This is a genomic window from Flavobacterium sp. KKT103, assembly GCF_055640565.1.
Genome location: NZ_CM145766.1, coordinates 3464154 through 3490804, shown reverse-complemented (window position 1 = coordinate 3490804; position 26651 = coordinate 3464154). Strand labels below are relative to the sequence as shown.

Annotated in this window: 27 protein-coding genes; 15 read left to right on the top strand and 12 right to left on the bottom strand. The window is 34.2% G+C overall.

The window, feature by feature from the left end:
* The first annotated feature begins 173 nt into the window (after positions 1–173).
* The 5 genes from ACZ2G0_RS14980 to ACZ2G0_RS14960 all read left to right on the top strand — a co-directional run bounded on the left by ACZ2G0_RS14980 (position 174) and on the right by ACZ2G0_RS14960 (position 3717).
* Positions 174–824: a hypothetical protein gene (locus tag ACZ2G0_RS14980; protein WP_470308315.1), complete on the top strand. Its 651-nt coding sequence runs from the start codon at positions 174–176 to the stop codon at positions 822–824.
* Positions 825–890: 66 nt separating this feature from the next.
* A complete protein-coding gene (locus tag ACZ2G0_RS14975; RefSeq protein WP_470308314.1) occupies positions 891–2225 on the top strand; it encodes a histidine kinase in 1335 nt (444 codons plus the stop codon).
* Between the two features lie 2 nt (positions 2226–2227).
* Complete coding sequence (locus ACZ2G0_RS14970; RefSeq protein WP_470308313.1) at positions 2228–2542, top strand: 2TM domain-containing protein; 315 nt, start codon at positions 2228–2230, stop codon at positions 2540–2542.
* 12 nt (positions 2543–2554) lie between these two features.
* Positions 2555–2911, top strand: a complete 357-nt coding sequence (locus ACZ2G0_RS14965) for a 2TM domain-containing protein (RefSeq protein ID WP_470308312.1) — start codon at positions 2555–2557, stop codon at positions 2909–2911.
* A gap of 47 nt (positions 2912–2958) precedes the next feature.
* Positions 2959–3717, top strand: coding sequence for a LytR/AlgR family response regulator transcription factor (locus ACZ2G0_RS14960; protein ID WP_470308311.1), 759 nt, complete (start codon positions 2959–2961; stop codon positions 3715–3717).
* 75 nt (positions 3718–3792) lie between these two features.
* Here ACZ2G0_RS14960 and ACZ2G0_RS14955 read toward each other — a convergent pair whose 3' ends face one another.
* From ACZ2G0_RS14955 to ACZ2G0_RS14930, 6 genes are all read right to left on the bottom strand, one after another.
* Positions 3793–3975, bottom strand: a complete 183-nt coding sequence (locus ACZ2G0_RS14955) for a CsbD family protein (RefSeq protein ID WP_470308310.1) — start codon at positions 3973–3975, stop codon at positions 3793–3795.
* Between the two features lie 118 nt (positions 3976–4093).
* Positions 4094–4873 carry a CDP-alcohol phosphatidyltransferase family protein gene (locus tag ACZ2G0_RS14950; protein WP_470308309.1) on the bottom strand — a complete coding sequence of 260 codons (780 nt, stop codon included), beginning with the start codon at positions 4871–4873 and terminating at the stop codon, positions 4094–4096.
* Between the two features lie 52 nt (positions 4874–4925).
* A complete protein-coding gene (locus ACZ2G0_RS14945; RefSeq protein ID WP_470308308.1) occupies positions 4926–5945 on the bottom strand; it encodes a COX15/CtaA family protein in 1020 nt (339 codons plus the stop codon).
* A gap of 58 nt (positions 5946–6003) precedes the next feature.
* Positions 6004–7419 carry a CCA tRNA nucleotidyltransferase gene (locus ACZ2G0_RS14940; protein WP_470308307.1) on the bottom strand — a complete coding sequence of 472 codons (1416 nt, stop codon included), beginning with the start codon at positions 7417–7419 and terminating at the stop codon, positions 6004–6006.
* Positions 7420–7442: 23 nt separating this feature from the next.
* Entirely contained in the window at positions 7443–7826 is a 384-nt protein-coding gene (locus ACZ2G0_RS14935; protein ID WP_470308306.1) for a GxxExxY protein, read from the bottom strand.
* Positions 7827–7865: 39 nt separating this feature from the next.
* A complete protein-coding gene (locus ACZ2G0_RS14930) occupies positions 7866–8426 on the bottom strand; it encodes an L-threonylcarbamoyladenylate synthase (protein ID WP_470308305.1) in 561 nt (186 codons plus the stop codon).
* A gap of 60 nt (positions 8427–8486) precedes the next feature.
* Here ACZ2G0_RS14930 and ACZ2G0_RS14925 point away from each other — a divergent pair, with 60 nt between their 5' ends.
* Together ACZ2G0_RS14925 and ACZ2G0_RS14920 are read left to right on the top strand one after the other, a co-directional pair.
* On the top strand, positions 8487–9368 hold the full coding sequence (locus tag ACZ2G0_RS14925) for a lysophospholipid acyltransferase family protein (RefSeq protein ID WP_470308304.1): 882 nt from the start codon (positions 8487–8489) through the stop codon (positions 9366–9368).
* A gap of 25 nt (positions 9369–9393) precedes the next feature.
* A complete protein-coding gene (locus ACZ2G0_RS14920) occupies positions 9394–10152 on the top strand; it encodes a glycosyltransferase family 2 protein (RefSeq protein WP_470308303.1) in 759 nt (252 codons plus the stop codon).
* A gap of 68 nt (positions 10153–10220) precedes the next feature.
* On the opposite strand, the gene ACZ2G0_RS14915 is transcribed toward ACZ2G0_RS14920, so the two are convergent.
* The 3 genes from ACZ2G0_RS14915 to ACZ2G0_RS14905 all read right to left on the bottom strand — a co-directional run bounded on the left by ACZ2G0_RS14915 (position 10221) and on the right by ACZ2G0_RS14905 (position 13437).
* Entirely contained in the window at positions 10221–11120 is a 900-nt protein-coding gene (locus ACZ2G0_RS14915) for a glycosyltransferase family protein (protein ID WP_470308302.1), read from the bottom strand.
* Positions 11121–11258: 138 nt separating this feature from the next.
* Positions 11259–12320, bottom strand: a complete 1062-nt coding sequence (locus ACZ2G0_RS14910) for a glycosyltransferase family 4 protein (RefSeq protein WP_470308301.1) — start codon at positions 12318–12320, stop codon at positions 11259–11261.
* Positions 12310–13437: a glycosyltransferase family 4 protein gene (locus tag ACZ2G0_RS14905; protein WP_470308300.1), complete on the bottom strand. Its 1128-nt coding sequence runs from the start codon at positions 13435–13437 to the stop codon at positions 12310–12312. The genes ACZ2G0_RS14910 and ACZ2G0_RS14905 overlap by 11 nt, the downstream gene beginning before the upstream one ends.
* 149 nt (positions 13438–13586) lie before the next feature.
* On the opposite strand from ACZ2G0_RS14905, the gene ACZ2G0_RS14900 reads away from it, so the two are divergent.
* Entirely contained in the window at positions 13587–14309 is a 723-nt protein-coding gene (locus ACZ2G0_RS14900) for a polysaccharide deacetylase family protein (protein ID WP_470308299.1), read from the top strand.
* Between the two features lie 49 nt (positions 14310–14358).
* Here ACZ2G0_RS14900 and ACZ2G0_RS14895 read toward each other — a convergent pair whose 3' ends face one another.
* Complete coding sequence (locus ACZ2G0_RS14895; protein WP_470308298.1) at positions 14359–15174, bottom strand: 2,3,4,5-tetrahydropyridine-2,6-dicarboxylate N-succinyltransferase; 816 nt, start codon at positions 15172–15174, stop codon at positions 14359–14361.
* Between the two features lie 174 nt (positions 15175–15348).
* Here ACZ2G0_RS14895 and ruvX point away from each other — a divergent pair, with 174 nt between their 5' ends.
* Both ruvX and ACZ2G0_RS14885 read left to right on the top strand, forming a co-directional pair.
* On the top strand, positions 15349–15765 hold the full coding sequence (ruvX, locus tag ACZ2G0_RS14890; protein ID WP_300289070.1) for a Holliday junction resolvase RuvX: 417 nt from the start codon (positions 15349–15351) through the stop codon (positions 15763–15765).
* Positions 15766–15885: 120 nt separating this feature from the next.
* Complete coding sequence (locus ACZ2G0_RS14885) at positions 15886–17382, top strand: malate:quinone oxidoreductase (protein ID WP_470308297.1); 1497 nt, start codon at positions 15886–15888, stop codon at positions 17380–17382.
* Positions 17383–17404: 22 nt separating this feature from the next.
* On the opposite strand, the gene ACZ2G0_RS14880 is transcribed toward ACZ2G0_RS14885, so the two are convergent.
* On the bottom strand, positions 17405–19636 hold the full coding sequence (locus ACZ2G0_RS14880; RefSeq protein WP_470308296.1) for an FUSC family protein: 2232 nt from the start codon (positions 19634–19636) through the stop codon (positions 17405–17407).
* A 198-nt stretch (positions 19637–19834) separates the two neighbouring features.
* Here ACZ2G0_RS14880 and def point away from each other — a divergent pair, with 198 nt between their 5' ends.
* The 4 genes from def to ACZ2G0_RS14860 all read left to right on the top strand — a co-directional run bounded on the left by def (position 19835) and on the right by ACZ2G0_RS14860 (position 23391).
* Complete coding sequence (def, locus tag ACZ2G0_RS14875) at positions 19835–20422, top strand: peptide deformylase (protein ID WP_470308295.1); 588 nt, start codon at positions 19835–19837, stop codon at positions 20420–20422.
* 73 nt (positions 20423–20495) lie between these two features.
* Entirely contained in the window at positions 20496–20963 is a 468-nt protein-coding gene (locus ACZ2G0_RS14870; RefSeq protein ID WP_470308294.1) for a DUF5606 family protein, read from the top strand.
* 105 nt (positions 20964–21068) lie between these two features.
* Positions 21069–21851 carry a nucleoside triphosphate pyrophosphohydrolase gene (gene mazG / locus ACZ2G0_RS14865; RefSeq protein WP_470308293.1) on the top strand — a complete coding sequence of 261 codons (783 nt, stop codon included), beginning with the start codon at positions 21069–21071 and terminating at the stop codon, positions 21849–21851.
* Between the two features lie 94 nt (positions 21852–21945).
* Positions 21946–23391 (top strand): APC family permease, encoded by a 1446-nt coding sequence (locus ACZ2G0_RS14860; RefSeq protein WP_470308292.1) that lies wholly within the window; start codon positions 21946–21948, stop codon positions 23389–23391.
* Between the two features lie 3 nt (positions 23392–23394).
* On the opposite strand, the gene ACZ2G0_RS14855 is transcribed toward ACZ2G0_RS14860, so the two are convergent.
* Entirely contained in the window at positions 23395–24075 is a 681-nt protein-coding gene (locus ACZ2G0_RS14855; RefSeq protein ID WP_470308291.1) for a Crp/Fnr family transcriptional regulator, read from the bottom strand.
* 109 nt (positions 24076–24184) lie between these two features.
* On the opposite strand from ACZ2G0_RS14855, the gene ACZ2G0_RS14850 reads away from it, so the two are divergent.
* Complete coding sequence (locus ACZ2G0_RS14850; protein ID WP_470308290.1) at positions 24185–26569, top strand: heavy metal translocating P-type ATPase metal-binding domain-containing protein; 2385 nt, start codon at positions 24185–24187, stop codon at positions 26567–26569.
* The last annotated feature ends 82 nt before the right edge of the window (positions 26570–26651 follow it).

Genomic DNA, 26651 nt, shown 5'->3' with positions numbered 1-26651 from the left:
GCTTTATGACCTTCAACTTTACCAATTTTGACTTACTAAGCAATTCATCCTCAAAAACCGACAGTTCAGTACTGTTAAATTTATTTAGAGCTATAACGGGATTACTTTTGAACTATAAATAAATAACGTTTCAATCATCACAAAATAATTAATCAATCTTAAACCAAGAAATCATGACAAAATTAATCACTGCATTCACCGTATTTATGATCACTTTTATTTCGGCTCAAGGCCAACAAGCAATTGCTCCAGCAACTCCAGGACAATACGAACAAGGAATGGGAAAAGCATTCGGACTTTGGAAAGAAGGTAAAAGTACTGAAGCTTCCGATTTATTCGAAAGAATAGCTGCTGCTGAACCTACCAAATGGTTACCAAATTATTATGTAGCTTTGGTAAACACAACAACTGCTTTTGGTACAAAGGATAAAGAAAAAATCAACTTATTACTAACCAAAGCACAAAACGCATTGAGTTTAGAATTAGCTAAAGATCAAAATAATGCCGAGCTTATAGTGATGCAGGCCATGATCAATACCGCTTGGATTAGTTTTGATCCTATGACTTACGGACAAAAACTGTCGGGAGCAGTAATGGAGCTATACGGTCAAGCAGCAGCAATAGCGCCAAACAATCCAAGAGTTGTTTTTGGTAAAGCTGAGTTTGAAATTGGAGCAGCGCAGTTTTGGGGAACCGACACGAAACCGATGTGTGCGCAGATAGAAAAAGCTATTGGACTTTTTGCTACTTTTAAACCCGAAACGGCTTTTTCACCAACTTGGGGATTAGATAGAGCATTGGCAGCACAAGCTAAATGCAAATAACAAATAACAAATTCGATATAGTAAACTTTTGTTGGCTTAGTTCGAAAAATTAAAAAATTAGTAGTAATGCATACAGGAAATAAAGAACTTAGAAGAGCCTTAAAATTAACTTTAATTGTATTTGTCGTAATTCAACTTGTAAATATAATTCAAGGAAGTAAAGTTTCTTTTGGACCACAGTTATTCGTGCACTTTGTTTTTACAGCTCTCTATACTTTTTCATTGTATGGCGCAAATTATTATTTGTTTCGAAAGCTAGATTCAATTTTTATCGATAGATTCTCAATAAAGAGAATAGTAGTTGGTTTTGTAGGAACATTTATTGTATCTCTAATAGTTATTTTTTTAATGCACGTTTTTGAAGAAGTGCTATACAGCAAAAGATCTTTTGAAGAATTCTTAGCCACGGAGCGACCAATCAATTACCTACCCGCAATAATAATCACCTTTTTTGTTACGCTATCGATTTATGCAATTTCGTTTTACAAAGCCTATAACGAGAACAGGATAAAAGAACAGAAAATAATTGCTGGGACTGCAAATGCCAAATTCGAAAGCTTAAAAAACCAAATTGATCCTCATTTTTTATTCAATAGCCTCAACGTATTAAGTTCTCTCATAGAAGAAAACCCAGATAATGCACAACGGTTCACCACCTCATTGTCAAAGGTATATCGCTACGTTTTGGAACAAAAAGACAAAGAGCTAGTCTCGATTGAGGAAGAATTGGCTTTCGCCAAAACCTATATGAATCTATTAAAAATGCGTTTTGAAGACAGCTTGGATTATGAGTTGCAAGTAGTGAATCCTGATCCTGAAGCCAAAGTAGTGCCGCTGTCCTTACAGCTTTTATTAGAAAATGCAGTAAAACACAATGTAATCAGTGCTCAAAAACCATTACAAATTCGGATTTATATCGAAAACGGATTTTTAGTTATTCAAAACGACTTTCAAAAAAAGGAAGTGCTACAAGATAGGCAAGGGGTAGGATTACAAAATATTATTAATCGCTATGCGATAATCACGCGACGAAAAGTGATGATAGAACAAAATGAAAAAACATTTACGGTCAAAATACCTATTTTAACGAAACAAACTACTGTTATGGAAACAACATCAAATTACAATGAAAACAACGCTTATTTTAAAGCGAAGAAAAGAGTAGAAGAACTAAAGGGGTTTTATGGAAACTTAATTTCTTATTGTTGCGTGATACCGTTCTTAATTTTTATAAACCTAAAATTTTCGCCTCACTTTCACTGGTTTTGGTTTTCGGCTATAGGATGGGGATTTGGTTTGACGATGCATGCGCTACAAGTTTTTGGGTACAGCTCCAATTGGGAGGAACGAAAAATAAAAGAAATTTTAGAAAAAAATTCAACTAATAATAAATGGAAGTAATCATGAAAAACATAGATCAAGACGAACAACGATTTTATAATGCTAAAAAAAGAGTTGAGGAAATAAAGGGGTTTTATGGTAATTTAGCATCTTATATTTTGGTAAACCTAGGGCTTTTAGCACTAAATTTATGGACATCACCTAATCATTTATGGTTTTATTGGCCACTGTTTGGATGGGGAATTGGAGTTGTAATTCATGGTTTGAAGGTGTTTAATTACATGCCTTTTTTTTCTCAGGATTGGGAAGAACAAAAGATCAAAGAATTCATGGCTAAGGAAGAAGAAGAGAAAAGGTATAAAACAGGAAACAACTAATAAGTAAACAAGATGGGACGATATAGAAGAAGAATGTTTGACAATTACCAAGAAGAAGGCAACAGTCCTGACGAATTATATAACTTAGCGTACAAGCGTGTCAAAAGAATAAAAGGATTTTATATTCATGCACTGATATATTTACTTGTAAATGCAAGTGGCATATTTGTTAGAACTAATGGAGAACTTTTTCTTAATCCTCGTAATTTTTGGAGCTGGGAAACATGGGATACTACGATATTTTGGGGTATTGGTTTAGTAGCACATGGAATGTCAGTTTTTGGGCGAGATTTATTTTTTGGGTCAGACTGGGAGCAAAAAAAAATACAAGAGTTTATGGATAAGGACAAAACTAACAAGTGGGAATAGTGAATTTTTTCACTGCAAACCACTTAGAATAAACAAATAACGCACCTATGACCACAATCATAATCGAAGACGAAAAACCAGCTGCAAGATTATTGCAAAGAAAATTAGAAAAATTAAATATCGAAGTAGGAGTGATGCTACACTCTGTCGAAGAAGCTGTAGACTGGTTTTCGACAAACGAGCATCCAGACTTGATCTTTTTAGATATTCAATTATCAGATGGGTTGTCTTTTGAAATTTTTGAAAAAGTCGAAATTAAAAGCGCAATTATCTTTACAACGGCTTACGATGAGTTTGCTTTGCGTGCTTTTAAATTAAACAGTGTTGATTATCTTTTGAAACCAATAGATGAAGATGATTTAGAGTTGGCAGTTGCCAAATTTAAGGAGCGATTACCCAAGCAAGAGAAACTACAACTTGATTTTGACGAAATAAAGAAAATGCTTGCGAATCCTTTTGAAAAGGAATTTAAAAAACGATTTACGGTAAAAATAGGCCAGCATTTAAAGGTCATTGCAGTAGAAGAAATTGAATGTTTTTACAGCGAAAATAAAGGAACTTATATTCACACTTTCGATAATAGAGATTATCTGATCGAGACTACTCTAGAGGTCTTAGAGCAAGAACTAGATGCAAAGGATTTTTATCGCATTAGCCGCAAGTTTATCGTCCCTTTGAGAGCAATTAAGGAAATTGTAGTGTACAGTAACTCGAGATTGAAAGTGATTTTGCCATCGTATAAAGAGGATGAGGTCATTGTAAGTCGAGAAAAAGTAGTACACTTTAAAGATTGGCTTAGTAAATAAATAAGTCTAAAAATACAGCCGCCTCAATCATTTTAAAAATAATTGAAGCGGCTGTTTTGATTAAATTACTCGAATTTATTCAAATAAGGACAAAATCTCTTTTTTAGTTTTACCTAATTTCTGTTGCAATTTACCCCACATTTCGTCGTCTTGACCTTCTTCGAATAGCAAGTCGTCATCAGTGAGTTCAGCAAATTTTTGTTTTAAATTTCCTTTAAGTTCATTCCAGTTTCCTTTAATTTCTTCTGAATTTGGCATAATGTATAGATTTAATGATTACTAAATGTCTTCTACAAAGATGCCACTATATAATGCGAAAACTGTTACAGCTTTTTCGGGAAATGTTTCAGTATTTTCAGATTTTACTTCTGATTATCTAGCTTTTAATCTTAAAAACTGTTTTTCTAATAGCAATTAAAACAAAGATTAAAATCGAATACCCTATAAAGAACGGTATAATGTAGGCTACTAAATTAAGGGCTAGCATTACGGCAATAATCAGTAATTGAAAACCTAGACCATAGAGAGAAACAACTGTCATAAACCAGTTGGGAAACGTTTTTACTTTGTATGCATTGCTATCCATTAAGTGGATTATTTTATCAAAACCGCCGTACACCACGGTATAAATATTGAATAAAACATTAACCGCTTTTTGGCTCTCATTACCTAGTGCTTTTGGTGACTTGTATTCAAAAATTTTACTAGTTGTATCACCTCCAACCGATTTATTTCTCAAAATCACATAATAGTAGTTGTATAGCGTTCCTTGCAATTGGATACAAAAAAAAGCGCCTAAGGTCATTATAATCGAAGTTTCAGTTACGTACCAAATAGTCAGCAAAAAAAGAAAATTCAGAATAATATCAAACACACTATCTAAATAGCGTCCGGTATAAGAAGGCGTGTTTTTAATTCGGGCTAATTCACCGTCGGCAGCATCAATACCTGATTTTAGAATGATAAAAAACCCGGCTAAATAGTAGTGGTTTTCTAAAATACAGTAAATAGCTAATAACCCAGAAACACCAAAAAGTAATGTAACATGAATAGGAGTAAAGCGTGTGTTTTTTAATAGATTAGCGAGCAGAGTCCCAAAAGACCTTCCGTAATCTGATAAGTCAAGAAATTTATCTTGAGCAGCAAGTTTTGACATTTTAAGTTAATGAACGAGGAAATGCGACAATATAGTCAGTTGTATAAATGCGTTACAAAAATACCTTTTTGCTTTTAGCTTCTAAAATTAAATAAAATTGAATTCCAAATAAAAGTGTTGCCAAGACCACATGAATGGTTTGTGTTCCAAAAGGGAAATCAAAATAGTACATACTTATTCCGGATAAAATCTCAATAAATAGTAGAAATATAACCCAATTTAGTTTTGTGAAACCCAGCACTAATTTACGATTTAAAGAGAATAAATATAGGTTTGTAAGTAGCACAATGATAGAAAAGGAACGATGGATATAAAAGGCAATCGTCGGGTTTTGAAGCCACATGATTTCGGGAGCACCAGTTTCTGATATGTGGTCAACATGCTCACGAACAGTTGTTCCTAAAACGATTTGGATGATTGTTAGTGCTAATGATCCAATCAAAATCCAATTGAATTTTTGATTGTTTAGAAATGGCTTTCTGTCTTTTTGTACCGCGTAGATCACAATCAATTGAAAAGCAACAATCAAAAGCGCTGCCAACATATGGGTTGTAATTTTAAATGGATTTAAAACAGAATCGACCACGGTTTTCCCCAGCCATGCTTGGAATCCCATCAATACACAGATGAAAAAAGTCAAGAGAATTAGCTTTTTCTTTTCTTTCCAATATCCAAATGATAGGGCAAATGTAATCACGCACGCAATACCAGCCAATGCACCCACCAAACGATTGATGTATTCCACCCAAGTATGTAAAGGGTTGAAGATCGCATAGTCGTGCTTGGTATATTTATCCCAATTGGCATGGTCAAATTCCGTTTTCGCAACAAAGTCCGTCTTTGCAACTAAAAGAGCCTCGTCTTTTATAATCACTTGTCCTTTATCATATTCTTTTCCAGCCGTAAATAACAGTTCGCTTTGCTCGGTAGGCGGAATGTAGTATCCAAAGCATTTAGGCCAGTCAGGACAACCCATTCCAGAGCCTGTAAGTCTTACGAATGCGCCCGCAAAAATTACAAGGTATACAAGGACTAATGCTATTTGAGCCGATTTTAAAAAGTACTTTTTCACTGGAACTATTTTTATGTAAAATTATCTGTTTTAGACTGGGAAATAAAATGCACAAAAGTTAAACTTTCTTTAATCCTAACTTCTCTGCTTTGATAACCATGAAATCATAAGCTGCTTGGTATTCGTTTGGAATATCACCTTCTAATATCGCTTCTTTTATCGCTTCTTTTAATATTCCAATTTCTCTACAAGGTTGTAAATTATAAACCGCCATAATCTCCTCTCCCGAAATAGGAGGTTGAAATTGACGGACATGATCTCGTTCCTCTACTTCAACGATTTTCTTGCGAACAATATTAAAGTTATTATGGTATTTTTTGAATTTAGACGGATTTTTAGTGGTGATATCTGCCTCGCAAAGTGTCATTAAATTTTCAACATCTTCGCCAGCGTCAAATACTAAGCGACGTACCGCTGAATCCGTAACTGTATCTTGAGATAAAACAATAGGGCGCGAGCTCATGATGACCATTTTTTGAACAAATTTCATTTTGTGATTCAATGGCATATGCAAGCGTTCAAAAATTTTCTTTACCATTTTTCCACCTAAAAATTCATGACCGTGAAAAGTCCAGCCTTGCTTTTTGTTAAAGCGTTTGGTAGGCGCTTTTCCTATGTCATGCAGTAAAGCGGACCATCGCAGCCAAACATCATCCGTATTTGGACAGATGTTATCGACTACTTCTAGTGTATGGTAAAAATTATTTTTATGTGTTTGTCCTTCTATTTCTTCTACATTGTTTAAAGCAGTAAGCTCTGGCAAAAGAATATCGAGAAGTCCAGTTTTATATAAAAGTAAAAACCCAATTGATGGTGTGTCAGTCGAGAGTATTTTGTTTAATTCATCAACAATGCGCTCTCCTGAAATGATTTTGATTCGCTCTGCGTTTTTAGTGATTGATTGAAGCGAATTTTCTTCGATTTCAAAATTAAGTTGATTCGCAAAACGAATGGCACGCATCATACGCAATGGATCATCTGAATAAGTAATATCAGGATCAAGAGGTGTTTTTAAAATCTTTTTTTCAATGTCTGCAAGTCCATCAAAAGGATCAAGCAATTCCCCGTAGTTTTTGCTATTCAAAGAGATTGCTAAGGCGTTTATGGTAAAGTCTCGACGATCTTGATCATCTTGAAGTGTACCATTTTCGACCACAGGATTCCTGCTTTCAAAATGATAGGACTCTTTACGAGCACCTACAAATTCGATTTCAGTATCTTCAAAACGCAGCATAGCGGTACCATAGTTTTTAAAAACTTGTACTTTGGGTTTGTTAGGTAGGAGTTTAGATACTTTTAAAGCTAATTCGATTCCGCTTCCTACTGCGACCACATCGATATCTTTTTTAAAAGTTCGACCTAGAATTAGATCTCTCACAAAACCGCCAATTACATAGCTGTCAACATTCAGTTCTTGAGAGGCTTGGGAAATGATTTTAAATATAGGATTATGTAAGGCTTCTTTGTAATTCATAATTTTTACCGCAAATTCGCAAATTATTTTTTTGAATCTATTATGCGTTTGTACTCTAATGAAACTAAATTGAAATTAGCTAGAATTGCCAATTTGTTTTTAGAGACTTTTAAGTAATTTAAACATTGGTTATAGTGACTATTATTAAAACAATCCACAGTTTTTATTTCAAGAATTATTTTATCGTAAACAACAAAATCTGCATAAAACTTATGTTTTAGAGTTGTTTCTTTGTAGTTAACAGCAAACTCTTTTTCTCGCTGATAGGGTATGTTTTTTTGTTGAAATTCATACTCAATAGCATCTTTATAGACAATTTCAGAAAATCCTTTTCCGAGATTCTTATGTACTTCAAATAGAATTCCTACTATCGTATAATTTTCGTCTTTATAAATGTATTCTTCCATTCAATTAAAAAAATTAATTTGCGAATTTGCGGTAAAAAGTTACTTTCTTATCACTTTTACTTGAGAATCATTTGTCAACTTGATTATTGTTGAAGGTTTTCCAGCTATTTTATCCTTATGCAAATTTACAACATAGTCTACACCCTTTATAATTTCAGGACTTATTTCTTTAAAACTTTTAGGCGTAGGTTGGCCTGAAATATTTGCTGAGGTCGAAACAAGCGGTTTTTTCATTCGCTCCAATAATTTAAAGCAAAAAGGTTCCTTGATGATGCGGATTCCTAGTGTTTTATCAGACGCGATTAAATTTGGAGCCACATTTCTTGGATTATCAAGCACTAAAGTAGTGGGATTTTCAGAGAAATCCATAATCTGCCAAGCTACTTCTGGTACCTCTTTAAATACATTGTAGATCATCTTTTCTCCGTTCATCAGGACAATCATACTTTGCGTTTCAGCTCTTTGCTTCAATTTATAAATTTTGGCAACAGCCTCTGCATTGGTAGCATCGCAGCCTATTCCCCAAACCGTATCGGTAGGATAGAGGATAATACCTCCTTCTTTAATGACCTCGTATGCTTTTACTATTTCGTCTTGCATTGTAATTGTTTATATTTGCAAAGATATTAAATCAATACTATTCTAGCTTTATAAAAATCAATGCAACTTCTCCTCTATATATTAGTTTATCCGCTTATTTTAATTATTTCATTGTTACCGTTTCGACTGTTATACCTACTTTCGGATGCGATATGTTTTGTCATCTATCATGTGGCTCGATATCGTCGAAAAGTGGTTCGTGATAATATTGCCCTTGCCTTGCCGCATTTGTCCAAAGAGGAACGAGCGGTAATTGAAAAAAAATCGTACGAGCATATGTGCGATATGTTTCTTGAAATGGTCAAAACGTTATCGATTTCTAAAAAGGAAATGGAAAAGCGAATGGTGTTTAAAAATCTAGAAGCCTACTTAGACTTAGAGAAAAAAGGTAAAAGTATTGCTATGATGTTGGCTCATTATGCCAGTTATGAATGGGTTATTTTGATGAATTCAAAAATAACATATGAGGGTTACGGTATCTATAAAAAAATTAATAATATTTACTTTGATCGTTTGGTAGGCACAATACGTTCTAAATTTAATACGCATTTAATACACACCAGCGAAAGTTCAGCAATTATAGAGCACAACAGTCAAATAGGTAAAAAGGTAGTTTATGGATTCGTGAGTGATCAATCACCAATGGTTAAGCCAAAAACACATTGGGCACCATTTATGGGTGTTGAAGTTCCTGTGTATACTGGAGTTGAATATTTGTCCAAAAAGCTAGATATGGCAGTAATTTATTTGAAAGTTAGTAAGGTGAAAAGAGGTTATTATGAAGCCGAGTTTGAAATTATAGCCGAATCTACTCAAGGGATTCCTAATTATGAGCTTACTGATATCTTTTTAAGAAAAGTTGAAGCTCAAATAGTAGCAGCGCCCGAGTTTTATTTATGGACGCATAAACGTTGGAAACACAAGGACCGCAAGCCACAGTAATACACACATTCTAAAGATTTAAATTATGGAATCTAAAATTTCAGTAGTTATTATCACATTAAATGAAGAGCGAATCATTGAAAAATGTTTGTCGAAACTGTCTTTCGCTGACGAAATAATTGTGATTGACTCCGGTAGTCATGATGCCACTGTTGCCATCTGCGAAAAATTTGGAGCGCAAGTTTTCTATAATAAATTTGAAGGATACGGTGCACAGAAGCAATTTGCTGTTTCCAAGACGAAAAATAATTGGGTTGTATCACTTGACGCCGATGAAATCTTAGATGCTGATTTAATTGCTGCCATCCCAAAGGCAATCCAAAATGATAATGGCAATACTGTTGCTTATTATATCAAGGGGCAACATGTTTTTTTAAATAAAAAATTTAAATACGGAAGTCAAAGTAACCGCTATTATTTAAGGATGTTTAATAAAATTCATGGAAATTTTAATGCCAATACTGTCCATGAAAGTATTATTGTTAATGGAAAAACGAATAAGTTAAAAGGGAGTTTCTTGCATTATAGTTATGAATCTCTTGAGGACTATTTTACTAAATTTAACCGCTATACCAGTTTGTACACAAAAGGCAAGGCAGAAAAAAATAAAAAGTATTCTTTCCTTCAAATCATTTTAAAATCAAAATTCGAGTTTTTTAAAATTTACTTTATCGATCGCAATTTCATGAATGGTAAAGAAGGTTTTTATTGGTCCTATTTCTCATCAGCTTATACGATGACTAAGTTATTAAAAGCTAATGAACTTCATATTGGGAAGAACTAGGCTTTAGAACATTTAAAGTCAGAATTATTTCGTGTCTTTTTTTAAAAAAAAACCAACGGAATGATTAGTTACAGCTCATATTCTCTAATTTTCCATTTTCTAAAAGTTGTTAATTTAATTTGCATTTTTTCAATAAAGGATGCGTTTTTATACTGTAATTTTTCTGCTCCTAAATATTCTGGATTGATTTTAGTGTAGAGAGTAAGCAGCTCTTCATAAGTTCGATCCTTATAAGTTGTAAAAAAATCGGTTAGGATAGCTCTAAATTCTTTAAAGTACCAGTAATGGTGAATCAAGGGTTCGGCTTCGATAATAGCATTGCTTTTATTTTGTAGCAAATAGCTAAAAGCAAATTGCTCTACCACATGCGAGGGATTTTCAGGATAAATAGCATCTGTAATTGCTAACGCTTCCGCAAAAAGAGGATCGTTTTCCTGCACATTTGTACCTATTATACCGGCATTATACATAAGAACGTCTTCATTAAAACGGTATGTTTTATTACCAATAATGAGCTTGTGATTATTTTTTGTAAAGTAGAGGTGGAAATTTTTTAAATGCCTCATTGTACTGGCATTTATAGCGCCTTCTTTTATACTCATTACTGGAAATCCAGCCTGGATATTTTCAAATAAAGTAGAAATATTAGCCCTAAAGTAAGTATCACTATCTAAATACAATACGTTACCGGAGAACCGATTAGCAAAATCTTTTAGTAATTCTATTTTTGCGCGGTGTACAAAGTTAATGCTACCTTTCCATTTTTGAATCAGTTCCTTATCAAGCGAAATATAGGTTATACTTTGGGGTAACTTGCTTTTAAAAAACAAAATATTATCGGTGTACAGTACCACTTTATTTTCTTCTTCTTTGTGATGTCCATAATAGGAAAGCAATGCAAATAGGGCTTCATTCAAGAACTCATCACTACCATGAGTAAAAAATAAAATATAGTTCTGACTGTTCATGTTTTTAAATTGAGTAGAAATAGTAAGCGAATCTATGATAAAATTAATTAAAGAATGGGTTAAACGAATGAAAATATAGTGTAAAAAAACTATGGTATCGATTGTTACGGTTAAAGCAAAATAAGTTTGGCATGACAACTATGTACTAAGTACCTCTTTGTAAACTTCACAATACTCTTGAGCTGCTTTATCCCAGGTGAATTGCTCTGACCACGTAATACTTTCTAGTGCTTTTTCCTTTTGATAAAAATCAACAAGACCATCTTTTAATACGTTCTGCATGTGTTGAGGTTCAAAATTTTCAAAATAATAGGCAATTGTGCCTCCCACTTCGGGCAAGCTAGTTAAGTTTGATAGAAACGTTGGTTTACCCATTCTCATTGCCTCGATTGGTGGCAGTCCAAACCCTTCTGAAAGAGAAGGAAAAACGAAAGCTTCACAATTTTTATACAACCAATATTTTTGCTTATCACTAACAGGTCCTGTAAAGAATACTCTTTCGTGCACATTATACTGTCTTGCCGATTCAATAATTTTCTCTTTGTATTTTTCGTCGGCAATTTGTCCTGAAATCACTAAATATAGGTCGTTGTCTTGCAAAAGAGGAATACAAGTGTGAACATTCTTTTTTTCAGCAACAACACCTAAACTAAATAAATACTTTTGATTGAAATCAAAAGGCATTTCTTCTACGGTTAGTGCTTCAAACTTTTCTACCGCTACTCCGTTATAAATAATTCGGTATTTTTTATCAATTAGGTTCAGTTGCTTTTTAGCATCCTGATAGGCAAAATTAGAGATGAACGTTAGATAGTCAGCTCGATCGCAATTTTTTTGAATGGATCGCAAAGTGCGTTTTTTTTTCCAGTTGGGCTTGGAAGTGTATAAAAAGTTTAAATCATGAATAGTATAGACTAATTTGATCGATTTTAAGGGGATTCGTTTCGTTAATTGACTGGTGCTATGCCACAAGCTGAATTGAGCTTTAGGTTTTAAAAAAAATATATCCCACCATTTAATGTCTATAGTTTGCAGCTGTTCAGGTAGTTTAGTTTGTTTATGCTTGTAAAAATAAAAGTCGAAATCGTTACTTTTTACTAAATTTTTATAAAGATGCAAACAAAATTGATGCATTCCAGTAAAGGGATATTTTAAGCGGTCTACATCAACTATTATATTGTTTTTTAGCTTACTTTTCATCACGTACAACTTTTTCGTAAAGGGTCATTATTTCGTTTGCAATTAACTGATCATTGAATTTTTGAACAAATTCAAAACCTTTTTCGGCAATTTCGTTTCTTAAAGAAGCATTGCTTAAAAGCAGGTTAATTTTTTCCGCTAGTTCACTAGCATTATTGGGATCGATATATATACTGTTTGGACCACCAGCCTCAGGGAAAACTCCAAATTTGTTTGTTATTACGGGTACTTTAGAATACAAAGCCTCAATAATTGGGATTCCAAATCCTTCAAAGATTGAGGGATAAACAAATACTGTAGCCAATTGGTAGGTTATTGCTAGCTCTTTACTACTTAAACCTTTGAGGAAAATAACCTTATGACTGATATTATTTTCTTTACAATGCTTTTTGATGTCATCACTATATTTAGTCTCTTTTCCTACTATTACTAGAGTTGTGTCAAGGTTTTGAATAGCTTTAACAATTAAGAGTGCATTTTTTCGTTCTTCAATCGTACCTACATTTAATACGAATTGTTGGGGAAGGTCATATTTTTTAACTACTTCATTTTTCGCTTCGACTGTGTAATCGTTTTTAAAAACGTCTTGGCAGCCTTGGTATATCACTTCTATTTTTTTAGAATCAATACCCAAATAGGTGATTATATCTTTCTTCGTTTGTTCACTTATAGCGATAATTTTGTCGGCTGCATTCGCTGCTTTTTTGAATTTCATAAAATGAATCTTTCTATCAAAAAAGGAATACAAATGAGGATAACGTAGGAATATCAAGTCGTGGATTGTTACAACACTTTTAATATTGTTTGCTTTTAATCCCATAGGTAATTCTCCAGAAAGTCCATGGAATAGTACGATTTTATCTTGTAATAAATCTCTTATTATTCCTTTTTGACGCCAATAATTTTTGAATTTTTTATGAAGTGTATTTTCTGGGAACTTTTCGATTACGGACTTATTATTTGCTGTAAATAGTTGTGTTTTAGCTTCTTTTGGATTGTACAAATAGTAAGTATTATCAGTGAAATAATTACTTAATCCCTTGATAATGTCACGACTATAGTTTCCTAATCCGGTCCGATTATGAAAGACTCGTTTTGCCTCGTATCCAATTTTCATATTGTTTTTGGTTTTGCTTTTTTACTTCGAATATGCTAAAAAAAGAGATTTTTTTTTACAGTTAATTTATTTAATTGCAAACTAATTGAAATATATATTAATTTTAACTTTTTATTATCAAAATTAATAATTTTTAATAAATTCTACTGATGCCAAAACGGTTTTTGCTGCCAATAATGATGTACCACAGTATAGTTACTGATTGCAATCAAAGTGTTGATTTATCGATTTCGTTGAAAAAGTTAGAACAACAATTAGAGTACTTAGTGGATCAAAAGTTCACAACATTTCATTTCTCAGAATTAGAGCAATTAAAAAAAATACCTCCAAAAAGTGTTATGCTAGTTTTTGATGATGTGACTGAATGTCATTTAAAACATGCTTACCCTTTATTGAAAAAATACAATTTAAAAGCCACATTTGCTGTTCCTTTTAAATATATCGGTCAAACTGATAAATGGAATGACGGAACCAAGAATATTATGTGCTTGGAACAAATAAAAAGTCTAGATGCTACTATTGTAGAACTTGCTCAACATTCCTATGAACATCGCCCTTATAGTTCCCTAACTAAATTCGAAATCGATGAAGATTTCGCTAATTCTAATTCAGTTATTTCGAATGAACAATTAAAAGTAGCTCCTGTTTTGGCCTATCCTTATGGTAACTTTCCAAAAAAAGGACTTGCTAACCAAGAATTCAAAAAGTCGTTAGAAGAACATAATATTAAATTTGGACTTCGAATTGGCAACCGACCTAATTTTTTTCCTTTTAAGGATAATTATGAGATTAAACGAATAGATGTCAAAGGTCAGGATAGCCTACTTGCATTCAAAATAAAATTAAGAATTGGAAAAATAGGTTTGTTTTAAACTAAAAAGGATTTGGAGTTAACCAAATCCTTTTTGGATTTTTATGGTTTTATACCGCTACGTCGTATTCGCGTAACGCGTTATTTAATGAGGTTTTTAGATCAGTAGAAGGTTTGCGCGTACCGATGATCAAAGCACAAGGCACTTGAAATTCGCCAGCAGCAAACTTTTTAGTATAACTTCCTGGAATAACCACTGAACGAGCAGGAACAAACCCTTTCATCTCCACAGGTTCATCACCAGTTACATCAATAATTTTAGTAGAAGCTGTCAAACATACATTAGCACCTAATACTGCTTCTTTTCCAACATGAACTCCTTCAACTACGATACAACGAGAACCAATAAAAGCACCATCTTCGATAATAACTGGAGCTGCTTGCAAAGGCTCTAAAACACCACCAATACCAACACCACCGCTTAAGTGAACATCTTTACCAATTTGAGCACAACTACCTACAGTTGCCCATGTATCCACCATTGTACCGGCATCAACATATGCACCAATATTCACATAACTTGGCATCATGATAACACCACTTGAAATGAAAGATCCATAACGTGCAGATGCACCTGGAACCACACGAACACCTTTTTCAGCATAGTCTTTTTTCAACAACATCTTGTCGTGATATTCAAAAATTCCTGCTTCCCAAGTTTCCATTTTTTGAATAGGGAAGTACATTACCACCGCCTTTTTTACCCATTCGTTTACTTGCCATCCATCACCAACAGGCTCAGCAACGCGTAACGTACCTGCGTCTAAAAGTGCAATAACTTCTCTAATAGCATTAGTTGTAGTTTCTTCTTGTAGCAAAGCTCTGTTTTCCCAAGCTTGCTCTATAATTGTTTGTAATGAATTCATTTTTTTAAGATTTTTGACAAAGATATGTTTTTTAAGCAAAAGCAAAATAGAGATTTGTTTTGAAAATGTTAGAAATGTAACTTTAAACGACTATTGATTCTACCAGCTTTTCTTTTCAGGGTAGTAAGTTGAATTGTTTAAATGCTTAATTTAGCAGTCTCTAAAACAAAATAAATGCCAAGAATTCTCGCTATTGATTACGGACAAAAACGAACTGGAATTGCGGTTACTGACGAAATGCAAATTATTGCCTCAGGACTAACAACAGTTCCCAGTGCAACAGCAATTGCTTTTTTAAAAGACTATTTTTCAAAGGAAAAAGTTGAGGCTGTATTGATTGGTGAACCCAAACAAATGAATGGGCAGCCATCAGAAAGTGCTTCGATAATCAAAGGTTTTGTTACTCATTTTACCAATCATTTCCCAGAGATGAAGGTAATTCGTGTCGATGAGCGTTTTACTTCTAAAATGGCATTTCAGTCGATGATAGATAACGGGATGAAAAAAAAGCAACGTCAAAACAAGGCGTTAATTGATGAGATTTCAGCTACTATTATGCTACAAGATTACTTAAACAGAAAACCATTTTAATTCCGATTTAGTAGATAAAAATAACTACAAATATTTTTTTGTTAAATCTGTTTTAAACCACACTTTTATACTTTTTTTTGGAACTATATAAAGTATCTTTGCATTTTAAAAAAATGTGCTATGCCTGATACAATTATTCGTTCAAATACTGATGTCATTCTAATAGGAGCCGGAATTATGAGTGCTACTCTAGGACTGATGCTAAAAGAGTTACAACCAGATATTAAAATCGAGATTTTTGAGAGATTAGATATTGCAGCTGCCGAAAGTTCGGATGCTTGGAATAATGCAGGAACGGGGCATTCAGCCTTTTGTGAATTAAATTATACACCTGAAAAAGAGGACGGTTCTATTGATCCTAAAAAAGCAATAAGTATCGCCGAGTCTTTTGAAGTATCTCGTCAGTTTTGGTCTTACCTTGTTCAAGAAAATAAAATTACTGCACCTGAAAATTTTATAAAAAGAGTGCCGCATATGAGCTTCGTGTGGGGAGCTGAAAATGTAACTTTCCTAAAAAATCGTTTTGATACCTTACAAGCCAATCCTATTTTTAAAGAGATGACTTTTAGCACTGATTTTGCTCAATTGAAGGAGTGGATGCCATTAGTTATGGAAGGTCGCCCAGAATCAGGAGAAGTAGCAGCAACCAATATGCCTATTGGTACTGATGTAAACTTTGGTGAATTAACGCGCAGTATGTTCAATTACTTAACTAGTTTAGACGGTGTAACCATGCACTTTCACAACGAGGTTAGAAAAATTGACAAACGTGATGATGGTAGATGGAGACTAAAAGTAACCGATTTATCGTCAGGTGAAAAGAAAAAAATATATACAAAGTTTGTTTTTATAGGCGCAGGTGGTGGTTCTTTGCCATTATTAGAAAAAGCCGATGTTCCTGAAGGAAAAGGGTATGGTGGTTTCCCAGTAAGTGGGCAGTGGCTTAAATGTACCAATCCAGAGGTGATTGCTAAGCACGAAGCTAAGGTTTATGGTAAAGCAAGTGTAGGCGCACCACCAATGTCAGTTCCGCATATTGATTCTAGAATGATCGATGGTCAAAAAGCGTTACTTTTTGGACCTTTCGCGGGATTTTCAACTCGATTTTTGAAAAATGGATCCTATTCAGATTTACCGTTATCAATCAAACCCGATAATATTTACCCAATGATTGTTGCCGGGATTAAAAATATTCCGCTTACAAAATATTTGATTCAACAAGTAAGACAGTCTCCTAAAGACCGTATAAATGCACTACGAGAATATGTTCCAAGTGCTCGATCTAAGGATTGGGTTTTAGAACGCGCCGGCCAAAGAGTACAAGTTATTAAAAAGGATGAGAAAGAAGGTGGAATTTTAGAATTTGGAACGGAGGTAATCAATACTGCTGATGGTAGTTTAGCTGTTTTGTTAGGAGCTTCGCCAGGTGCTTCAACAGCGGTGTCTATCATGGTGGATTTAGTGGATCGCTGTTTCAAGGCTCAATTAGCAACTCCTGAGTGGCAAGCAAAAATGAAAGCAATGATTCCTTCATTCGGCCAAACTTTAAATGATAAACCAGCACTACTTGCTGAAATCAGAAATCATACAGCTACCGTTTTACAATTAAATAAGTAATTATATCATGAATCCCAATATTTTATTGGGATTCATTTTTTGTATCTAATAGTACTCTCGTAGTCTTTAAAATATTTTCAGATAAACTCGTTAGCCAAATCAACTGTTCGATTACGAGTTGAGCTTCCTCCATTTTTGATTTTATATCGGTTTTACCATCTGCTGAAGCTGTTGTTATTTCTTCTTCCCTAATAGAATTAAGTTCAATGAAGCGCTTTTCTGAATTAGTAGAAACAAGATCCAATTGGGATGGGGCTATAATCTCATTATTTAAAATCATAATCGCCGTATCTAAGTTGCGAGTAACAGCATCAACAACTTCATTAAATGCGGCTGAGGCTTCTGTCGTTTTATGTGATTGCATGTAGGTACCTAGCGAAGCAAGCGATGATAATAAAGAGTGATTCAGTACTGTTAGTTTATAAATCTGCTGTAATCTATTTTGCTTTGATTTAGGTTCTTGAATCATTCTTTGAAACGATGCCATTAAATTTCCTATTTCGACAAATGCTTCCTTTCGTGCTAATCGATAAGCGGTTGTAACCTCTCCTTTCTTGTTGTATAAAATCGAAATTTGATGCAAGTACGTTCTGTTTGCCCCGATGGCTTTACTAATGTAATTTGGCACATTTAAAAATTCCCAAGAAGGCCAAATGAAATAATTCGCAAAAAATGATAGTAAGGCACCAACAACGGTGTCTAAAATGCGATACTGAATGACATCAGTAATATTAGGCGTTAATATAGCGTAGATAAAAACCACATAAATGGTAACGAAGGTAGCTCCAATTTTATAGTTGCTAGGAGTATAAGTAAAACCCAAAAGCATGGCCAAAATCGCCAAACTAACGGTCACCCTGGTATCTTGAACAAATAAAAGTACTCCAAAAGCAATAGCACCTCCTAATAAAGTGCCAAATATGCGGTGGTAAGTTCGCTGTTTTGTTAGGCCGTATCCGGGACGCATAATCACCACAATGGTTAGCAAGATCCAGTAGGTATTTTGAAAAGGTAAAAATTGGCCAACAATAAAACCAATTAATATGGTAATTGTTAACCGTAGGGAATGCCTAAATACGGTCGAGGAAAAGCTTATGTTTTCGATTAAAGTACTCCACAAATAGGTGTTAGGAGCAATAAATTTCTCTAAATCTTTATCTCGGCCTTTTAGTTCATTTAGTGGGATGCTTTCTAAAAATGCACGCTCGATCGTTTTAATTTTTTCGGCTTGTTTTTCGGCATAATGCAACATATTCGTTAGCATTAAAGCTCCTTCTGCTACATCCTCAAGCTGTGACTGCTTTTCATATTCGGTTATAGCAAGCTGTAATTTTTGCAATTCCTTTAGTAAATTATGCTTAGGGGTATACTGGCTATTATTTTCCATGCTTTTACCTATTTTTTTGAGGCAAGAAGCGAGTTTATACGCAAGATTTTGATAGGTTTCTAAAACTTGAGGATGTGCATCAAATTTTTGATGTAATTTGTTATGATCAAATGAGGTGGCAACAGCTAATTCCATTATTTCCACAAGAGAAATAAAGGAGATAAGCATTTTTCTGTTTTGATTTGAAGAGCCTACATTGGTTCGGTTTCTTATCAAAACTTCTCTAATATTTTCGTGAATAGTATTTAATTCAACTTGATAAAATAATTGTTTTTTGGTAATGGCTTTTCGATCCGAGTTCAACTCCCACAAGTCGCCTCTTAATTTTAAATATTTAGCTGTTAATACGATGCCTTGTGCTATTTGGAGTTGGATATAACGATGGGGCCTTAGATAAAAAAAAGCCAATGAAATTAAAAGGTAAAATAACCCACCTAAAAGTAATAACCCAGAGTATTGCAGCATTTCCCAGCCAGTATGCAAATGTGCGAAAGCAAGCGATATTGCCAGTAAACCCGAAAAAGAAACCATAGTTGCGCGTTGACCATACACCGAAATCATAGACAACAGAAATAGGAGAACTGCTAAAACAGGATAAAAAACCCATGGGTAAGGCTGTATCAAATTAATGATAAGATTCATAGTAGCAACGGTAAAAGTAGCTACTAACATGCCGTTTCGTTTGTGTTTTAAACTACTAGGGATGTCACTAGGATAAGTCAAAATCGCTCCTAAAGCTATCGTGAATCCAGTAGCAAAATTACCAAGGTAGCTAAATAGTAAAGCGGGTATAACTGCTGAAAAAGTTACTTTTAGTGCATTGGTAAAATGAGTACTGTCAATAAATTTCTTGATATTGGCAATCATAGGGTAAAGATTATTTTCAAAGGTACGGATTGTGCGATTTATCCATAATAAAATTGGCAGTTATTATAACCTATTAACAAAAAAAGACTAATTGTTAAAGATCCGATTATTCATTCTCTAAAATTTTACTATTTTTGCGCACCATATTTTAGGCAGTAGTGCTGTTATTTATGGCAAATAAATCTTAATACAAGAATAATGATTTTACCAATTGTAGGTTATGGAGATCCAGTTTTGAGAAAGGTAGCAGAAAATGTATCTGTTGAGTTCCCTGACTTGAAAGATACTATCGTAAATATGTACGAAACCATGTATAACGCTAATGGCGTTGGTTTAGCAGCTCCACAAGTTGGGAAAGCGCTTCGTATATTCGTAATAGACACGACTCCTTTTAGCGATGATGAAGATCTAGATTCAACGGAGCAAAAACAATTAAATGGCTTTAAGCGCACTTTTATCAATGCTAAAATGATAAAAGAAGAAGGTGAACTATGGGCTTTCAATGAAGGTTGCCTTAGTATTCCAGATGTTCGTGAAGACGTTTATAGAAATCCTACAATTACTATCGAGTATTGCGAGGAGGATTTTGTAATGAAAACGGAAGTTTTTGACGGACTGATTGCCCGTGTTATTCAGCATGAATACGATCATATCGAAGGGATTTTGTTTACAGATAAGATTTCGTCCTTAAAAAAACGATTGATCCAAAAAAAGCTTAAAAATATTATCGAAGGGAAAACATTTCAGGATTACCGCATGAAATTTTTCGGTAAAAAAGGGAGATAGGAAAGGAGTCGGTACAGTTTTTGGAGCAGAACACAAATATAATTCAAATTGAATTCTTAATAAAATAAATAAAATGAATTTAGAAAAAATATTATCCATTTCAGGAAAGCCAGGTTTATATGTTTTAAAAGTACAAACGCGTACTGGTTTTGTTGCAGAATCATTAGCTGATGGAAAAAAAATATCAGTAAGTCTTAAAAGCAACGTAAGTTTATTATCAGAGATTTCAATTTATACGTATGAAGGCGAGAAACCTTTAGTAGAAATCATGAAAAACATTGCTGCTAAAGAAAGTAACGGGCCAGCTATCTCTCATAAAGAAGATAATGCTACTTTAATGAGTTATTTCAGAGAAGTGTTAGCTGATTTTGATGAAGAAAGAGTTTATCCTTCTGACGTAAAGAAAATTTTAAATTGGTACAACACTTTGCAAGCAAAAGGATTAGTTGTTGCAGAAGAAGTTTCTACTGACGCTGTTGTCGAAGAAGCTACAGAAGAAGTTGCTGCAAAACCAAAAAAAGACAAAAAAGTTAAAGAATAATTTTTCTTGAAACGATTAAAAATCCTGCTTTCTATACCGTTTAGAAAGTGGGATTTCTTATTTTTACCCAATAGCGAAATACCTAAAGATTTAAATTAAAACGACATGACCACAAGACAAAAGCAACTGGAAGCCTTTGGCAGATTATTAGATATCATGGATGATTTGCGCGAAAAATGTCCTTGGGACAAAAAGCAAACCATGCAAAGTCTGCGTCATTTAACAATCGAAGAAACCTATGAGTTAGGCGATGCCATTTTAGATAATGATTTAGTCGAAGTAAAGAAAGAGCTAGGTGACTTAATGTTGCACCTTGTGTTTTATACTAAAATAGGAAGCGAAACGAATGATTTTGATATCGCAGATGTTTGCAATGAAATATGTGAAAAACTAATACACCGCCATCCTCATATTTACAGCGATACTGTAGTAGCTGACGAGGAAGAAGTAAAGCAAAATTGGGAAAAGCTAAAATTAAAAGAAGGCAGATCTTCCGTTCTTGAAGGTGTGCCTAAAAGTTTACCAGCCTTAGTAAAGGCCAGTCGCATACAGGAAAAGGTACGAGCAGTAGGGTTTGATTGGGAGCAACCTGAGCAAGTGTGGGAGAAAGTTCAGGAGGAATTAGATGAGTTTCAAGTGGAAGTCAAGGCCGGAGATCAGGATAAAATGGAAGCAGAATTTGGCGATGTATTATTTTCGATGATAAACTACGCTCGTTTCCTCAAAATTAATCCCGAAGATGCATTAGAGCGTACCAATAAAAAATTCATCAACCGTTTTCAGTATTTGGAAAGTAAAGCTGGAGAATTAGGCAAACCTTTAATGGACATGACTTTAGAAGAGATGGATGTTTTTTGGGAAGAAGCGAAGCGGCTTCCCAAAAAATAGGAATCAGAAAATCTATGATTTTCATATGCTCTAAATTGGGAAGAAGCTAAAAAACTATAAGTAGTTATTTTTTAAAATTAGATTAAAATATAAAATGTCAGAAAACAAAACCGAATTAAAACGTTCATTAGGATTAATCGACGCTACAAGTTTAGTTGCGGGTTCCATGATTGGTTCCGGGATTTTTATTGTTACCTCGGCCATGGCGAGAGACATCGGGTCAGCGGCTTGGTTGCTAGTTATTTGGTTGGTAACAGGATTAATTACGGTGGCAGCGGCGCTTAGCTATGGCGAATTAGCAGGAATGATGCCTAAAGCGGGAGGACAGTTCGTTTACATCCAGCGTGCTTACGGTAGGTTGGTCTCTTTTTTATACGGCTGGACTGTTTTTACAGTCATTCAAACAGGGGTAATAGCAGCTATAGCGGTCACTTTTGCCAACTACTCAGCTATATTTTTCCCACGACTAGATGATGTTATTTTTACCGTTGGAAATAGCTTTGTGTTTACGAATAGTAAACTATTTGCTGTTTTTAGTATCATTTTACTTACTTATATCAATACTCAGGGTGTTCAAAGCGGAAAAACAGTCCAGTTAATCTTAACTTCAGCTAAGTTAATTGCGCTTTTTGCATTGATTGTTCTGGGATTGTATGTTGGTTTGCAAACCGATATTCTCTCAAACAATTTTGCTACTATGTGGGAGGCGAGTAAAACAGTTGTAAACCCAAACGGTACTATAACAGTTACTAAACTTACCGGTATGGCATTGTTGGGAGCAGCGGGAGCCACCATGATTAACTCTTTGTTTTCAAGTGATGCTTGGAACAACGTTACTTTTATCGCTGGAGAAATTAAGGAACCGAAAAAGAATATTCCGCGTAGTTTATTTCTTGGAACACTGATAGTAACGATTATTTATGTCTTGGCAAATGTAGCATATTTGGCTTTGTTACCGATGCAAGGAAGTCCAGGCGCAACAAAAGCATTTGAAAACGGAATCATGTTTGCCAGCAACGATAGAGTAGGAGCGGCGGCAGCGGGAATGATTCTAGGAAATGTGAGTGTATTTGTAATGGCTGCCTTGATCATGGTATCTACTTTTGGCGCTAATAGCGGATTGATATTGTCTGGAGGTAGATTGTTTTACGCTATGGCAAAAGATGGATTGTTTTTTAAACAAGCTACGGAGCTAAATAAGAATCAGGTTCCAGCAAAAGCATTATGGGTTCAATGTATTTGGGCAAGTGTATTAGCTGTTTCGGGTAAGTTTGGCGATTTGTTAACCTATGCTACTTTTGCTTCTTTATTATTTTATATTTTAACGATAATTGGAGTCTTTGTTTTGAGAAAAAAAGAGCCTAACATGGAACGTCCTTACAAAGCATTTGGTTACCCATTTATACCTGCAATCTATATTTTAGTTACGGTTGCTATATGTGTTACTTTACTAGTTTACGATACCTTCAATACCGGTTTAGGTTTAGGAATTGTGGCGCTAGGAGTTCCAGTATATTATTTAGTTATGAATAAAAAGTAAGTATCAGTCGGCTAGTTTTTTCAGCATGTTGTGATCTTTCAAAGCTATTTTCTTTCCGATTAAATCGATCAAATTACTTTTCTTGAAATCAGATAAAAGTCGAATACAACTTTCTGTAGCGGTACCAATCATGCTTGCTAATTCATCCCGAGATAGTTGAATTTTTAATGTGCCATCTGTGTTTGTACCAAAAGTGTTTTCTAGATATAATAAGGTTTCAGCAAGACGTTGCTTAACGGTTTTTTGAGCCATATTAACCATATGTCCGTCGGCATCTTTTAAATCACCGCAAATAGTTTTCATTACATTCATTGAAAACTGATTGTTTGTGTCAAAAAAACTCATGACCTCCGCTTTAGGAATAAAGCATACTTGCATATCCTCTAACGCCACTGCGCTTAGGTTAACAGGCTCTTCGCTGATCATAGAACGCTGACCTAATAATTCACCTTTAGTTACTAATTTGACAATTTGGTCTTTACCATTGGGACTTAATTTGGTTAGTTTACAAACACCGTCTTTTATGCAAAAAATACCATTAACATTTTCTCCTTCCTCAAAAATCACTTCTCCTTTTTTGATAACACGAGACGTTTTGCAACCAGCTAAATGAACTAATTGATCTTTGTTTAAAGCTTTTAAAGAACTAAATTCTCTAACAATACATTGTTCGCATTTACTCATTTTAAAGAAAATTTTTATTGTATCACAAATTTAGAGCTTTAATATGATATAAGTCATATATTTTTTAACAATCGTTTAGGTTCTTTGCGTTAGGTAAATGAGCAAAAGTATGGACACACATAACTGTTTCCATTGTGGATTAGAGAGTATAAAATCAGAAGAAATTATTTTTGATGATAAAATATTTTGTTGCAACGGTTGTAAAACAGTGTACGAAATTTTTAGTGTCAATGATATGACCTGTTATTATGATTTCGAAAATTCCCCTGGAAGTACACCACTAGACATAACTGGTAAATATGAATTTTTAGATAATGCAGCTATTATTTCCAAATTATTGGATTTTCAAGAAGCTTCAACCGCTGTGGTTTCACTTAGTATTCCTCACATTCATTGTAGCTCGTGTATTTGGATTCTGGAAAATTTACAACGTCTTCAAGAAGGAATAAGTACTTCGCAGGTTAATTTCCCTGAAAAAAAGGTTCGTATTACTTACAATCCTGAAGCGGTTTCTCTAAAAACGATAGTGTATTTATTAAGTTCCATTGGTTACGAACCTTACATTAGTTTGGAAAATTATGAAACCGGAAAAGAAAATGTTGATCGAAGTTTAACTTATAAACTAGGAGTTGCCTTCTTCTGTTTTGGGAATATTATGCTGCTTTCTTTCCCAGAATATTTCGAGGTGAAAGAGTTTTGGTTAGACAGTTTTAAGCCTTTTTTTAGAGCTTTAATCTTTGCATTATCACTCCCTGCGTTTTTCTATTCTGCTTCCGATTATTATGTTTCGGCTTATAAAAGCATAAAATCACGAATGCTAAATATCGATATTCCCATTGCATTGGGGATTATTGTCATGTTTATTAGGAGTACGGTCGATATTTTATTCGATTATGGATCAGGCTTTTTTGATAGTTTAACGGGTTTGATCTTTTTCATGCTTCTAGGGAAAATGTTCCAAATTAAAACGTATAGTTTTTTAAGTTTCGAAAGAGACTTTAAATCCTATTTTCCAATAGCAATTACTAGAATCAATAGTGATGCTTCTGAAGAGAGTGTGCCCATTTATGATATTCAAAAAGGAGATCGATTATTAATTAGAAATCAAGAACTTATCCCTGTGGACGGAATATTAATTAGCGATAAAACCGCCATTGACTATAGTTTTGTCACCGGAGAAGCAGACCCTATCACTAAAAACTCAGGCGATAAAGTGTTTGCTGGAGGAAAACAAATGGGCAAAGTCATTGAAATGGAAGTCTTGCATTCAGTTTCGCAGAGTTATTTAACCCAATTGTGGAGCAACGATGTTTTTCAGAAAAAATTTGAGAGAAACCACAAAACAATAACTGATACGATTAGCAGGTATTTTACTCCAGCATTGTTGTCTATTGCTTTTTTAGCCTTTGGTTATTGGATTTTTATTGATACTAATACCGCTTTTAATGTTTTCACCGCCGTGCTCATTGTCGCTTGTCCTTGTGCGCTGGCGCTGACCGCTCCGTTTACTATGGGAAATGTACTTAGAATAGTAGGCAAGCAGCAGTTTTATCTTAAAAACGCCTTAGTTATTGAACAATTAGCTGCAATTGATACGATAGTTTTTGATAAAACGGGAACGATTACGACTAATAAGAAATCAAACATAGTCTATGAAGGAGAGGCACTTTCGAATAAAAACATTGTACTGTTGAAAAATGTTCTTCGAGCGAGTAATCACCCTTTGAGCCGAATGTTATATGATCATTTGCCAGAGAGTGCAAAAATAAAAACTACTCATTTTGAAGAAATTACTGGACAAGGGATTCTAGCGACAATCGAAGGAGTTGAGGTGCAAATAGGTTCAGGGATTTTTGTCGAAAATAAAACAGAAACTAATAATTTACAAACAGCTGTTCATGTGAAAATTGAAGGTATTTACTTGGGGAAATACATTTTTAATAATCAGTATAGAGAAGGCTTAGAGTTGCTGTTTAAAAACCTTAAAGCGCATTATCAAATCAAAGTTTTATCAGGTGACAATGAAGGAGAGCGAGGGATTCTAGAAGAATTGTTACCTAAAGGGACAGAACTTATTTTTAACCAAAAACCTGAGCAAAAATTAGAATTCATCAAAGAACTTCAAGATAGTGGTCGCAATGTGATGATGGTGGGCGATGGATTAAATGATGCTGGAGCTTTAGCACAAAGTAATGTGGGAATCTCGATTTCTGAAAATGTCAATGTTTTTTCGCCAGCCTGTGATGCTATTCTCGAAGCCAAGCAATTCGAAAGTTTAGATTACTTTTTAAAACTTTCGAATAAGGCGATGCTAACAATTAAAATGAGTTTTGTGCTCTCGCTTTGTTACAACATAGTAGGATTGTCGTTCGCTATTACCGGAAAACTCGACCCATTAATAGCTGCTATTATCATGCCGTTGAGTACGATTACCATTGTGAGTTTTGTGACTGCAATGAGTAATTATTATGCGAAGAAATTAAAACAAAAATAAATTGCTAGAAAGAGCGGTTTTAGAGGTTAGTATGATAATTATCATATTTAGTACGGGAGTAACAAACTAATTTTGTTAACAT